This is a genomic window from Halorarum sp. SLYT50 (genome assembly GCF_059821265.1).
Genome location: NZ_CM187555.1, coordinates 652,926 through 665,895, shown reverse-complemented (window position 1 = coordinate 665,895; position 12,970 = coordinate 652,926). Strand labels below are relative to the sequence as shown.

14 protein-coding genes and 1 pseudogene are annotated in these 12,970 nt (G+C 70.3%); 9 read left to right on the top strand and 6 right to left on the bottom strand.

The window, feature by feature from the left end; genetic code table 11:
* A complete protein-coding gene (locus AC6RUA_RS03485) occupies positions 1–1,194 on the top strand; it encodes an ABC transporter ATP-binding protein (RefSeq protein ID WP_499814552.1) in 1,194 nt (397 codons plus the stop codon).
* Between the two features lies 1 nt (position 1,195).
* Positions 1,196–1,996: an endonuclease/exonuclease/phosphatase family protein gene (locus AC6RUA_RS03480; RefSeq protein ID WP_499814551.1), complete on the top strand. Its 801-nt coding sequence runs from the start codon at positions 1,196–1,198 to the stop codon at positions 1,994–1,996.
* A gap of 215 nt (positions 1,997–2,211) precedes the next feature.
* Here AC6RUA_RS03480 and AC6RUA_RS03475 read toward each other — a convergent pair whose 3' ends face one another.
* On the bottom strand, positions 2,212–3,138 hold the full coding sequence (locus AC6RUA_RS03475) for an FxLYD domain-containing protein (RefSeq protein WP_499814550.1): 927 nt from the start codon (positions 3,136–3,138) through the stop codon (positions 2,212–2,214).
* A 238-nt stretch (positions 3,139–3,376) separates the two neighbouring features.
* On the opposite strand from AC6RUA_RS03475, the gene AC6RUA_RS03470 reads away from it, so the two are divergent.
* A complete protein-coding gene (locus AC6RUA_RS03470; RefSeq protein WP_499814549.1) occupies positions 3,377–3,961 on the top strand; it encodes a GNAT family N-acetyltransferase in 585 nt (194 codons plus the stop codon).
* A 92-nt stretch (positions 3,962–4,053) separates the two neighbouring features.
* Here the strand turns inward: AC6RUA_RS03470 and AC6RUA_RS03465 are convergent, their stop codons facing one another.
* On the bottom strand, positions 4,054–4,269 hold the full coding sequence (locus tag AC6RUA_RS03465; protein ID WP_499814548.1) for a DUF8142 family protein: 216 nt from the start codon (positions 4,267–4,269) through the stop codon (positions 4,054–4,056).
* Positions 4,270–4,325: 56 nt separating this feature from the next.
* The gene (locus AC6RUA_RS03460; protein ID WP_499814547.1) at positions 4,326–4,661 is read right to left on the bottom strand and encodes a DUF7520 family protein; all 336 of its coding nucleotides are present in this window, start codon (positions 4,659–4,661) and stop codon (positions 4,326–4,328) included.
* A gap of 68 nt (positions 4,662–4,729) precedes the next feature.
* Between AC6RUA_RS03460 and cdd the strand changes: the two genes are divergently transcribed.
* Complete coding sequence (gene cdd, locus AC6RUA_RS03455) at positions 4,730–5,203, top strand: cytidine deaminase (RefSeq protein ID WP_499814546.1); 474 nt, start codon at positions 4,730–4,732, stop codon at positions 5,201–5,203.
* Positions 5,204–5,335: 132 nt separating this feature from the next.
* Here cdd and AC6RUA_RS03450 read toward each other — a convergent pair whose 3' ends face one another.
* Positions 5,336–5,965: a class I SAM-dependent methyltransferase gene (locus AC6RUA_RS03450; RefSeq protein WP_499814545.1), complete on the bottom strand. Its 630-nt coding sequence runs from the start codon at positions 5,963–5,965 to the stop codon at positions 5,336–5,338.
* A 130-nt stretch (positions 5,966–6,095) separates the two neighbouring features.
* Here AC6RUA_RS03450 and AC6RUA_RS03445 point away from each other — a divergent pair, with 130 nt between their 5' ends.
* The 3 genes from AC6RUA_RS03445 to AC6RUA_RS03435 all read left to right on the top strand — a co-directional run bounded on the left by AC6RUA_RS03445 (position 6,096) and on the right by AC6RUA_RS03435 (position 9,144).
* Positions 6,096–6,656, top strand: coding sequence for a universal stress protein (locus tag AC6RUA_RS03445; RefSeq protein ID WP_499814544.1), 561 nt, complete (start codon positions 6,096–6,098; stop codon positions 6,654–6,656).
* Positions 6,657–6,973: 317 nt separating this feature from the next.
* Positions 6,974–7,792 carry a nucleoside phosphorylase gene (locus AC6RUA_RS03440; protein WP_499814543.1) on the top strand — a complete coding sequence of 273 codons (819 nt, stop codon included), beginning with the start codon at positions 6,974–6,976 and terminating at the stop codon, positions 7,790–7,792.
* 173 nt (positions 7,793–7,965) lie between these two features.
* A complete protein-coding gene (locus AC6RUA_RS03435) occupies positions 7,966–9,144 on the top strand; it encodes an NAD(P)/FAD-dependent oxidoreductase (RefSeq protein WP_499814542.1) in 1,179 nt (392 codons plus the stop codon).
* 75 nt (positions 9,145–9,219) lie between these two features.
* Here AC6RUA_RS03435 and AC6RUA_RS03430 read toward each other — a convergent pair whose 3' ends face one another.
* On the bottom strand, positions 9,220–9,753 hold the full coding sequence (locus tag AC6RUA_RS03430) for an HTH domain-containing protein (RefSeq protein WP_499814541.1): 534 nt from the start codon (positions 9,751–9,753) through the stop codon (positions 9,220–9,222).
* A 237-nt stretch (positions 9,754–9,990) separates the two neighbouring features.
* The gene (locus tag AC6RUA_RS03425; protein WP_499814540.1) at positions 9,991–11,310 is read right to left on the bottom strand and encodes a TIGR00341 family protein; all 1,320 of its coding nucleotides are present in this window, start codon (positions 11,308–11,310) and stop codon (positions 9,991–9,993) included.
* 96 nt (positions 11,311–11,406) lie between these two features.
* Here AC6RUA_RS03425 and rocF point away from each other — a divergent pair, with 96 nt between their 5' ends.
* Positions 11,407–12,312 carry an arginase gene (rocF, locus tag AC6RUA_RS03420; RefSeq protein ID WP_499814539.1) on the top strand — a complete coding sequence of 302 codons (906 nt, stop codon included), beginning with the start codon at positions 11,407–11,409 and terminating at the stop codon, positions 12,310–12,312.
* 402 nt (positions 12,313–12,714) lie between these two features.
* Positions 12,715–12,909, top strand: a pseudogene (locus AC6RUA_RS03415) (DUF389 domain-containing protein); the annotation flags it as partial.
* Positions 12,910–12,970: the final 61 nt, after the last annotated feature.

Sequence of the window (12,970 nt, the reverse complement as noted above, 5' to 3'; positions counted from 1 at the left end):
ATGGGAGACGTTACACTCGACGGAATCACGAAACGCTACGAGGACGTCGTCGCGGTCGACGACATGAACCTGGAGGTCGAGGACGGCGAGTTCGTCACGCTCGTCGGCCCCTCGGGCTGTGGGAAGTCGACGACGCTCGAGATCGTCGCCGGGCTCACGAACCCCAGCGAGGGGAGCGTCACCATCGCCGAGCGCGAGGTGACGAACCTGCCGCCGAAGGACCGGAACATCTCGATGGTGTTCCAGAACATCGCGCTGTTCCCGCACATGAACGTCCGGAAGAACATCAGCTTCGGGCTCAGACTGCGGGACTTCAGCAGCGACGAGACCGAGCGCCGGGTTCAGCGAGCGGCCGAAATCCTCCAGCTGGAGGGAATGCTCGACCGGATGCCGGACGAACTCTCGGGCGGCCAGCGCCAACGGGTCGGCATCGGACGCGCCATCGTGCGCGAGCCGGAGGTGTTCCTGATGGACGAACCGCTCGCCAACCTCGACGCCAAACTCCGCGTCCACATGCGGACGGAGCTCCAGCGGCTCCACGACGAACTGGAGACGACCATCGTCTACGTCACCCACGACCAGGCGGAGGCGATGACGATGTCCGACCGCATCGCGGTGCTCAACACGGGGGAACTCCAGCAGTTCGCCCCCCCGCTCGTCTGTTACAACGAACCCGCCAACGAGTTCGTCGCCGGGTTCATCGGGTCACCGAGCATGAACTTCCTCGACGGGGAGGTGACGACCGACAGCGTCGAGACGCCCCACTTCTCGATCGCGCTCGACCCCGAGGCGGTCGGGGTCGCCGGCGGCGACGCGATCACGGTCGGCGTGCGCCCGGAGGACATCTACCTCCGGCAGACGGCGGCGACGGTCGAACGAGCGACCGCGCCCGTCGAGGCGACGGTCGACGTGCTCGAACCGATGGGCGACGAGATATTCGTCTACCTCCTCCTCGACGAGGACGAGGAGGAGGGGGCGACCGTCGAGGGGGAGACGGGAGCGCGCCGCTCGGACCAGTTGCTGATGAGCGTCGAACCCGACGTCGAACTCGACTCCGGCGAGACGGTCGAGGTCGCGCTCGACCGCGACCGCATCCACCTGTTCGACGCCGGCGGCGACGCCGTCGTCCACGGCATCGGCGGACCCTCCGGCGGTCAGCCCGAAGTCGGCCCCACCGGCGGGGAGGGACGGTAGCGTGACCGACCGCCCCGGCCTCCGGGTCGTCTCGTACAACGTCCGGGCCGCCGGACTCGACGACGACGCCGACGCGTGGGAGAACCGTCGTCCGACCGTCGCCGGCCTGCTCCGCTTCCACCGCCCGGCGCTCGTCGGACTGCAGGAGGTCCTCGCCGGGCAGTTGGCCGACCTGCGCGAGGCGCTCCCGGCGTACGACTGGCTGGGCGAGAGCCGGCAGGGGCCCGAGTCGGACGAGTACACCCCCGTCGCGTATCGCTCCGACCGGTTCGAACTCGTCGGGACCGACACGTTCTGGCTCTCGGAGACGCCCGAGGAACCGGGGATAGGGTGGGACGCCGACTGCCCGCGGGTCGCGACCCGCGCGCACCTCCGCGACCGGACGACCGGAGCGGACGTCGTCCACCTCAACACCCACCTCGACCACAGAGGGGAGCGGGCGCGCCGCGAGAGCGCGGACCTGCTCCGTTCGCGGGTCGAGGAGACGGACGCGTCGACGGTCGTCCTCACCGGCGACTTCAACTGCCCCGCCGACGCCGACCCCCTCCGGCGACTCGCGGGCGACGCGTCGCCGCTCGTCCGGGCGGGAGACGTCTGCGAGACCCCCCACCACGGCCCCGAGACGACGTTCACCGACTTCGAGTCGCTCGTCCCCGGCGGGCGCATCGACCACGTGTTCGTGAGCGAGGACGCCCGAGTCACCGGGCACGCGGCCGCGACCGACCTCCGGCCCGACGGCCGGTTCCCGTCGGACCACCTCCCGCTGGTGGTCGACCTCGAATCGCCGGCCCGGTCCGAGTAGTCGGAGCGACGGGGCAGTCTCGCCTGCGTCGTCTGCCGAGTTCACCGTCTCGGGGAGGATGGACCGGGGTCTCCGGAAGCGCCTTCCCTCCGGTACGAGTCGCGGTTGCGACTGGCGATGGGTGGCCCGTCCAACCGCTCGACCGCCCGACGGCCGGCGTCTGGCCGCGCAGTGAAAAAACCGAACGGTCGCCGCTTCGAACCGGACTGCCCGTCTCAGACGACGTCGCTGTCGGCGCTGATGACGTACCGGGCGACCTCCCGCATGTCCACGTCCTGGAACCGGACCCGGAAGTCCCACGACTCGCCGGGGGCCAGTCGCTGGACGTCCTCCTCCTCTTCGACGGTGTCGTTGAAGTCGAGCAGTTCGTTGTCGTCGTCGTCGTAGAGCGTCACCGACACTTCGACCGACTCGATGTCCTCCTCGCCGGCGTTCTCGACCGTTCCGGTGACGAAGGTGGTCGACTCCTCGCGGGTGAGCTGGTGGCTCCTGATCTCGAGGTTCGGGTCCTGCTGGTCGATCTCACCCGTGACGCCGTCGTACAGGTCGCTCTCGTTCCCGGTCGCGTTGCCAGTGCCGGTCCCGGTCCCGAAGCCCGTCGTGCTGAGGTTGATCGTGTACGCCGTGACGGCGGAGAGGTCGTCCGCTTCCTCGAAGAGGACGTCGAAGCCCCACGACTCGCCGGCCGGGAGGGTCGTGGTGTCCGCCTCCTCTGTCTCGTCGAAGAATTCGTAGAGGACGTCCCCTTGGTCGTCCTGTAGCGTCACCTGGGCCTCGACGTACGAGTATCCCTCGTCGCCCGTGTTCTCGACGGTACCCTGTAGTCCGACCGCGCTCTGGTCTTCGTACAGTTCGTGGTTCGTGACATCGAGGTTCGCGGGCGTCTCCCCGACCTCTCCGGTGACGTCCGCGAGGACGTCCTCGCCGGACGTCGTCTCTTCGCCGGAGGTCGTCTCCTCACCGGACGTCGTCTCGTCGCCGGCGGTCGTCTCGGCCGCGGTGGCCGTCTGCTCGGCTCCCGCGGTGGTCCCTTCACCGCCCGCGACTTCCGTCGCTTCACTCTCTTCGCCGCCGATGCAGCCGGAAAACGCGAGCCCAGCCGTGCTGGCGCCCGCTGCCTTGATGAACTTGCGTCGCTCCATGCACCTGTCGTTGCGCCGTCAGACGGATGCACGCTGTGCTTGTATCTCCGAGTCCGTCTGCGGGCGCCATTGCGATGTTCACGCTCGTTCAGCGGACAGGCGCTGGCTCGCCCCACGGCGCAACCGTCCGCGGAATTCTCGGTCCCCTGGCACGTGACGGCACCGGGACGGTCCCACGTGGGACCGCGTGACGCGGGCCTCCACAAACGACTTTTCCGACGCCCGCGTACGACCGCACATGTACGTCCGCGATGCCAAGAACCGAGACGAGGTCTGGCTACTCGACTGCATCGAGGAGATGGGGCTCGACGAGGGGTCGTTCCGCTCGCGGGACTACGTCATCGCGGTCGACGAGACGAACAACGAGCGGGCCGGATTCGGTCGCGTCCGGGTCCACAAGACCGACGAGGGGGAGTTCTGCGAACTGACGAGCATCGGCGTGTTGGAAGCGTGGCGCGGGCAGGGCGTCGGCGCACACGTGGTCGAACGACTCATCGACGAGGCGGGCGACGCCGAGTTCGAGGTGGTGTACTGCTTCACCGACCTCCCGACGTACCTCACGCAGTTCGGGTTCGAGCGAATCGACCCGGCGGACCTCCCCGACTCGATGCGCGAGCGGTTCGAGACGGTCGCCGGAGACGACGACGCGGTCGCACCGCTCCACCTCCCGGTCGCAGAGTTCGAGATGCCGGCGCGTCTGCGCGAGCGGTTCAAGACGGCCGCCCCGACGGCGTCCGGCGGCGAGACCGCCCCCGAAGAGACGGCCGAGGACTTCGGCATCGACCCCGACGAGGCGACGTACAAGTACGACACGGGTCGGTGACGCGGTCGACCTCGGGTCGTTTCGTCGGACCGCTGCCGCCGGATTGCGTGCCCCCGGCGACCCTCACTCTCCGCGGTCCTCGCCCTCCGCGCTCACGTCCGGTCGTCGAGGAAGTCGGTCGAGAAGACGATGTACGAGAGGACCGAACAGAACAGGATGGGCGGGAGGATGGCGAACCCCCACAGCGGGTCGATGCCCCACACCAACAGGAGTGCCACGTCGGCCAGTCCGATGAACAGGAACGGGAGCGTCGACAGGACGCCGCGCGTGCGGTTCCGGTCGGGTCCCTCGTCCACGCTCGTCGCCATGCCCTTCCTCCGCGCCGCGGACTGAAAAGCCGCCCGTTACCGTCCTCTCTCCTCGCTCACGCTCGGTCGGCGTCGTCGTACCGCGAGGCGACCGTCACCAGCCCGAACAGCGTTCCCAGGACCAGCACCGACAGCAGCGCGCCGTACAGCGCCATCCCGACGGGCGTCCCGGGGAGCGTCACCACGCCGAACACGGTGACGGCGTCGACCGCGTTGTTCGAGGCGAGCACGTACCCCGCGACGGCCGCGAACGCGGTGACGCTCGCGGCCGCGCCGGCGAGGTACCGCCGGCCCGACCCCCCTTCGCGCACCGCGCCGTCGGCTCGTCGGCTCGGGCCCTCGCTCCCATTGCGCCCGTCGCTCTGACCGGTCTCGGGACCGTGGTCGCTCACGCTCGGCGTTGCACCGCGACGGGCATGGCTCTGTCGGGATTTATGTGCCCGCCGCCGGTCGGTCGGATATGGCACCCGACCCGGACGCCGACGCGGCGGACGACCCGCTCGTCGCCGCCGCCCGCGACGCCCTCGCGGACGCGTACGTCCCCTACTCGGAGTACCGCGTCGGCGCGGCGCTCGAGACCGCCGACGGCAGCGTCTTCGTCGGCTGCAACGTCGAGAACGCGAACTACTCCAACTCGCTGCACGCCGAGGAGGTGGCCGTGGGGCAGGCGGTGAAGGCCGGCCACACCGAGTTCGCCCGCGTCGCTGTCACCTCGGCGGCCCGCGACGGCGTGACGCCGTGCGGGATGTGCAGACAGACGCTCGCGGAGTTCGGCCACGACGAGATGCCCGTCGTCTGTGACGCCGAGGGCGGCCTCGTGGAGTACACGCTCGGCGAACTGCTCCCGAACACCATCAGTCTCGACACGCTCACCGACGCCGCCGAGAAGCGACGGAGCGAGGACGAAGCGGACGGCGACGCAGGTGGGGAGTAGTCGGCCGCCGTCCGACCGGCTGGCGAACGGCGCGAACAGGACGCAGCCGCCAGAGAGGGAGAGTGACGCGAGCGCGTCGGGGACACTGCCGGTGTCCGCCCCGCGGACTCGGCCCGACTCGCGGGCGCCCGGTCAGAGCCGCCGGGCACCCGCGAGGTACGCCGGGTTCCGCGAGTATCGCCGCTCGAACGTCGTCTCGACGACGGCCGAGAGCTCCCACCCGGTCTCCGCCCGGAACAGGTCGCGGAGTTCCCCGCGCGAGAGCGACGCCCCGTACGAGCACGCTCCGTCGGGACGGGCGTCACACAGCAGGTAGTAGTAGCCGCCCGGACGGAGCACCTCGCGAACCTCCCGCAGGACGCGGTGCTGCTCGTCGGGACCGAGACAGTGGAGCATCGCGGAGTCGACGACGGTGTCGAACTCGATGCCGAGGTCCGCGACCCTGGCTGCGTCCCACACCAGAAACGACGCGTCGACGCGTCGCCACCGCGCCTTCTCCCGCGCCCGGGCGATGGCGCTCGGCGCGACGTCGATGCCGAGCACCTCGTGGCCGCGACGCGCGAGGAACAGCGACAGTTCGCCGGTGCCACAGCCCACCTCCAGCACGCGCCCGCGAACCAGACCGGATTCCGCGAGGCGGACGAACGCTCGCTGCGGTCGGCCGATGTCCCAGTTAGGCGGCGGGCCCCGGTAGGCGGCGTCGAAACCGTAGGCGGCCGCGGGGTTCGTCGCGTCGACCCCGGGGTCCGGTGGGGCGCTCATCGGTCCCCCCGACGGGCGCTCGCGGGAAAACCCTACCCCCGCCGCTGTCGGTCGGTCGTGGTGACGGGTTCCTCCCGTGGTTGTTCGCGGATGGCGTAGATCTATGAGTTGCGGTATCATCTCACACGACATGTATCGGATCCTGATGCCCATCGACAGCGACGAAGACCGCGTCGACGCGCAGACAGAGGTCGTCACGGAGTTGCTCCAGGCCGCCGACGGCGTCGAAGTGACGCTCCTGCACGTGTTCGACGACGAGGAGCGCGCCGACGGAACCTCGCCGTCGCAACTCGCGGCGGGTCGACGGGCGCGGACCCGCCTCGTCGACGCCGGCGCGACGGTCGAGGAACAGAGCGCGTCGGGGAGTCCGGCCGAGGAGATAATCCGGGCCGCCCGCGAAATCGGCGCGAACCAGATCGTCCTCGGCGGGCGCAAGCGGTCGCCGCTCGGCGCGGTCGTGTTCGGGAGCGTGAGCCAGGACGTCATCCGCGAGACGACCATCCCCGCCACCGTCGCGGGGTCGGTGGAGGCGCTCGACCGACCCACCCACCGGTGTGCGGACTGCGGCGAGGTGTACTACTCCGAGACGAGTTCGGAGATCGAGACGTGTCGGCGCTGCGGCGGCGTGAACGTCGAGCGCATCACCGACGAAGCCGACGAAGCCGACGAACCGGTCGAGCGGGCGACCTGACCCGACTCGACGTCTCGACCCGACCGGATTCGGGTCTACCGCCGTCACACTCCGGCGAGCGGTCGCTCGAGGAAGGCGTCCTGATTGGGGGGTCCGCCCGCTCGCCGCTGTCGAGTGGCGGGGCCAGCCACCGCAGGACGACCACCGGGTCGTACTCAGGGTCGACCCCGGCGTCCGCGGGGTCGACCGCCTCGAACCCGTCGTCGCTCGCGCCGGGGAACTGCATGGGCGACCGTCGCCCGGACGGCGCAAAACGCCGAGGGAGGCGGCAGTCGGGGGAGCCGAGGAACTAACAGCGCGGTCGCCGAACCCGCTGTATGGACGACAGCGAGGACCCCAACGACGAGGTCCAGTACCACCTCGAGGTGGGGCCGGGCGACGTGGCCGACACCGTCCTCCTCCCGGGTAACCCCGAGCGGGTGGACAAGGTGACCGCGCTGTGGGGCGACTCCGAGGAGGTCGCTCACCACCGCGAGTACCGGACCGCGACGGGAACGTACGAGGGCGAGAGCCTCTCGGTCACCTCGACCGGTATCGGCTCGCCCTCCGCCGCCATCGCGGTCGAGGAACTCGCCCGCGTCGGCGCGAACACGTTCGTCCGGGTGGGGTCGTGCGGCGCGATACAGGAGGGGATGGCGGTGGGCGACCTCGTCATCTCGTCGGGCGGCGTCCGGCAGGAGGGAACGAGCGACGAGTACGTCCGCGAGGACTACCCCGCGAGCGCGGACTACGAGGTGGTGTCCGCGCTCGTCGCGGCGGCCGAACGGCTGGGGTACGACTACCACGTCGGCGTCACCATGTCGGCCGACTCCTTCTACGCCGGGCAGGGCCGACCGGGGTTCGAGGGGTTCCGCGCCGCCGGGTCGGAGTCGCTCGTCGAGGACCTCCGGGCGGCGAACGTGAAGAACATCGAGATGGAGGCGTCGGCCATCATGACCGTCGCGAGCGTCTACGGCCTCCGGGCGGGCGCGGTCTGTACGGTGTACGCCAACCGGACGACCGGCGAGTTCCGGACGGAGGGCGAGTCCCGGGCCGCCGAGTGTGCGAGCCTCGCGGCGGCGCTGCTGGCCGAGATGGACCGGGTGAAGGCGGACGCGGGCGTCGAGCGGTGGCACGCGGGCCTCTCGCTGGAGTGACCCGTCGGCCCGGTTTCGACCCTCCTCGGCCGAACGGGTCAGTCGCACTCCAGTCGCGTGCGCGATAACTCGAGTTCGCGGGCGCGATTCGGCCGCCGTCGGTCGGGAATCGGTCGTCGGGAGACCGAACTCGTTTCAACATTCCTTTATCCGATGCCCGGGAAGCCCGTCGCATGAGCACGAAGGTCGTCGTCGTCGGCGCCGGGTACGCCGGGGCGGGCGCGGTCAAGGCGTTCGAAGACGAGATCGAACCGGGCGAAGCCGAACTCACCTGGGTGTCGGAACAGGACTACCACCTGGTCCTCCACGAGGTCCACCGCTGTATCAGCACTCCCGAGTCGGAGTCGAAGGTGACCATCCCGGTCGACGAGATAAAAGCCGACAGCACCGAGTTCGTCCGCGACCGGGTCACGGACGTCGACACGGACGAGCGGACGGTCGAACTCCGCGACGGAGACGGTATCGATTACGACTACCTGCTCGTCGCCGTCGGCTCCGCGACGGCGTTCTTCGGCATCGAGGGGCTGCACGAGCACTCGCTCACGCTGAAGGGTCTCGACGACGCCCGCGAGATTCACCAGGCCGTGGCCGAGGCGGGTCGGGCGGCCGACCCCGACGACCCGGCGCAGGTGCTCGTCGGCGGCGCGGGCCTGTCGGGCATCCAGTCGGCCGGCGAGATAGCGGAACTCCGCGACGCACGCGGACTCCCCATCGACATCAAACTCGTCGAGGGACTCGACGAGGTGTTCCCGGGGAACGACCCCGAGGTGCAGGGCGCGCTCCGCAAGCGACTCCTCCAGAAGGACATCGAGATTCTCACCGGCGACTTCATCTCGAAGGCCGACGCCGACGCCGTCTACCTCGGCGGCGGCGAGGACCAGGAGCCGGAGCGACTCGACCACGACGTGCTGCTCTGGACGGGCGGTATCACCGGGCGCGAGGAGTTCGCCGACACGGCCGACAGCGACGAGCGGTCGAAGCGCCTGTTCGCCGAGTCGACGTTCGAGACGAGCGACGACCGGGTGTTCGCGCTCGGTGACTCCGCGCTCGTCGAACAGGGCGAGGACGACGTCGCGCCGCCGACCGCGCAGGCCGCCTGGCAGGCCGCCAAGGTGGCCGGCGGGAACCTCGCGCGCGCCACCCGCGGCGCGCCCCTGAAGTCGTGGAGCTACTCGGACAAGGGCACCGTCATCTCGGTCGGCGAGGAGGCCGTCGCGCACGACGTGCCGGGCGTCCCGATAAACACGTTCGGCGGCCCGGTCGCGAAGACGCTGAAGAAGGGCATCGCCGCCCGCTGGATCGCGACGGTCTCGTCCGTGTCGCGGGCGGCCACCTCGTGGAACGACATGTGAGACCGTAGTCGGCTCGAATCTCTCCGTCCCGCCCCCGTCGCCCGGTGCTCGTTCGGTCCCGTCGCCCGGGCGTTCTCAGTGCGCCGGGTCCTCGGCGGGCGCTCTCATCCCGTCTATCTTGAGGATGAGCACGTTCGACGTCTCGTCCTTCCCGTCGACGGTGCCGGTGATCTCGAGTTTCGAGAGCGGCGTCGGCCCGACGACGACCGAGTCCCCCTCGTGGAAGTCGCGAACCGACCCCTGAAGCTGCACCTCCGCGCGGCAGAGTTCGGGGTGGTGGACCGACGTGAGGTCGATCTCCTGGACGTTCACCTGGTCGAGCCGCTCGCCCTCGTGGAACAGCGGCGTCGCCGCCGGCTCGTCGAGGTTCTGGAGGTCGAGCGCCTCGAACGCGGTCGCCGTCGGCTTGTATCCCCCTTTCGGTCCGGGGACGCCCTCGACCAGCTGGAGGGCCTTCAGGCTCTGCATCTGGTTTCGGATGGTGCCGGGGTTCCGGCCGACGGCGTCCGCGATGGTCTCCCCCTTCACCGCGTCCTCGGTCTCGCGGTAGAGGTTCACGAGTTCGTTGAGTATCTTTCGCTGACTGTCCGTGAGTTCGATTGACGACATTTGAGAGGACGTTTCCCGCCTGCGCGCATAAATCCACGGACCTTCGTCCGGGGCGGACCGCACCGACGTTCCTTTCCCGATGGACGTCAGCGACTTGGACATGCGTGGAAAACGCGTTCTCGTCATGGGAGAGGCGGGATTCATCGGGTCGCGTGCGAGTCCCTGTCGGTGCCCGAGGAGGGCGTCGAGCGGGCCTGCGTCCCCTCGGTAGCCGTCACCGGTGCGGGCGCGCCGCGCTCACTCGTCCGTCGAGCGAGCGGCCGGGGACTGCGCCCGTTCGACGTACTCGACGGTGACGGCGGCCCGCTGCCCCGTTCGACGCTCGACGGCGGTCGCGAACTGCTCCGGGAGGTCCGGGAACGAGGCGTCGGGCGGGCGCGCCAGCGTGACGGTGATCTCCTCCGGCCCGGACGAGAGACTCAGGTCCGTGAACTCGGTGTGGGTCGACCGGAGCGAGAGTCGGTCGTAGACGGGCGTCTCCAGAACCTGCGTGACGGCCTCGTTCGTCCGGTTCTCGAATGCGACCTGGTCGGCGATGACGACCCCCGGCCCGGCGAGCAGCAGGAGCGTCGCCGCGATCGCCGCGAGCACTCGCGGCGAACGGACCGTCCGCCGCAGGTCCGCGACCGTCCCGCTGGGTTCGTCATCCCAGGGGCGGTAGCCGCGCCCCCACAGGACCGCTATCGCGGCGACGTTGATGGAGACGACGTTGACGGTGAGCAGGACCGTCGCGCCGACGGCGAGTCCGGGGTAGCCCCACGCGACCCCGACGCCGACGGCGGCGGCCGCCGGGACGAGTGCCGCGGCGACGGCGACGCCGACGAGCGACTCCGGGAGGTCCGACGAGACGCCGAACCCGCCGGCCGCGCCCGCACACAGCCCGACGAGCAGCGTGAACACGCCCGGAGAGGTGAGGTTGGATATCTCCGAGATGGTTCCCACGTCGAGTATCGCGGGGGAGATACCGCTCGTCTTTATCGTCCAGCCGAGCGCTATCGTCCCGACGACGGCCAGCGAGAACCCGACTACTTGCCGGACGACGGCCCGACGGAACATCCTCATGTCGCCGAGCACGGCCCCGACGGCCGTGCTGACCGCCGACCCGAGTTGCGGGGAGACCACCATCGCCCCGACGACGACCGACGGCGCGCCGAGCAGGAGTCCGGCGGCCGCGATGGCGGCGCTCAACAGCGTCATCGCGTAGTAGGTGTACTCGCCGGGCGCGAGGTCGAGTGCCTTCCCCCGGAGTTCCTCGTCGACGATGTTCACCTCGCGCCCGTTGGCGTACTCGTCTTCGAGTTCGGAGAACCTCGCAGTCCGTGCGCTCTGTGCGCTCGCGACGATGGTGTACTCCTCCTCCCCGACGCCGGTCTCCCGGACGTCCTCGAGCACCTCGCTCACCGCCTCGGTCGGGAGCGGAAACTGCACCAGGTGGGCGTCCCCTTCCTCCCCGTCGTCCTCGGTCCGCGTGTGGACGTAGTCCACGCCGGCGTCGTCGAGCGTCTCGAACACGCCGTCGCGCCGGTCGTCGTCGACGCGGAGGTGGACGATTCGCATGGGCGAATCACGACCGCCTCCGTGATAGTCCCACTCCTCTCGCCCCGGGCGACGTCACTCCGGTAGCTCTTTGCTCCCCCTCCGGGTGGAACGAGTATGACGACGGTCCGACTCATCGGCGTCCCGACGGACTACGGACAGGGACGACGCGGCGTCGACATGGGCCCCTCCGCTATCCGTTACGGCGGCCTCGCGGACGCGCTCGCGTCGGCCGGCGTGGAGACGCGCGACGCGGGGGACCTCCCGGTCCCGCGCGCCGAGGAGCGCGACCCGGACTACCGGGTGCCGAGTGAGGGACGTGCGAAGTTCCTCCGCGAGACGGAGGAGGTGTGCAGCCTGCTCGCCGAGGAACTGGCCGACGCGCTCGCGGCCGGCGAGACGCCGCTCGCGCTCGGGGGGGACCACTCCATCGCCATCGGGTCGCTCGGCGGCACCGCGCGCGACGCCGACGTGGGCGCCATCTGGTTCGACGCGCACGGCGACTTCAACACGCCGACCACGTCGCCGTCGGGCAACGTCCACGGGATGCCGCTCGCGGCCGCGCTCGGTATCGGCGAGTGGGCGGGCGTCGAGTGGGCGAACGCGCCGGGGCTCAGCGAGGAGAACACCGTCGTCGTCGGGCTCCGCTCCGTCGACGACGCGGAACGGGAGGCCATCCGCGACAGCGATGTCACCGCCTACACCATGTCCGACGTCGACGAACGGGGCATCACCGACGTGGTGGAGGCGGCGCTGTCGGTCGCGTCCGACGGGGTCGACGGCGTCCACGTCAGCCTCGACATGGACTGGCTCGACCCCACCATCGCCCCGGGCGTCGGGACGCCCGTCCGCGGCGGCGTCACCTACCGCGAGGCGCACTACGCGATGGAGCGAGTCGCCGAGGCCGGCGTGGTGCGGTCGATGGAGGTGGTCGAGGTGAACCCGGTACTCGACGAGCACAACGAGACGGCCGAACTCGCGACGGAACTCGTCGCCAGCGCGTTCGGGAAGCGCGTGCTGTAGCGTCCGGCCACTTCGCGCTCGCGGACCGCGCGGCGCAGGCGCAACCCCCGCGTTTTTCCGAGGGTCGGGCGACGTGTCCACGTGCGTCTCGTCCACGTCTACGTCCACGACGACGAGCGGCCGGCGGTCGAGCGGACGCTCGAATCGCTCGACATCGACTACGCCGTCGTCGCGGACGAGCGCGACCGGACCAACCTCTTCCAGTTCCCGCTGCCGCAGGGCGCCGTCTCGGAGGTGCTCGAAGCGCTCCGCGAGGCGGAGATCGACGTCGAGGAGGACGCGTACGTCGTCCTCGCGACGGCCGAGACGGCGCTGACGCCGAACATCGACGAACTCCAGGAGCGGTACGCGGAGTCGTACACCCCGCTGCCCGCGTTCGAACTGCAGGCGAAGGCGCGGTCGATGAACTACGAGACGGTGTCGTTCCTCTGGATGGTCTTTCTGAGCGCCGTCGTCGCCACGGTCGGCCTGCTGGTCGGTTCGCCCGCCGTCGTCGTCGGGTCGATGGTGCTCGCGCCGCTCGTCGGCCCGACGCTCACCGCGAGCGTCGGCGCGGTCACCGGCGACCCCGGGATGCTCGCCGCCAGCGTCCGCCAGCAGCTCCGCGGGCTCGTCGTCGCCGTCGTCGGGGCCGTCCTCACCGCCGTCGTCCTCCTGT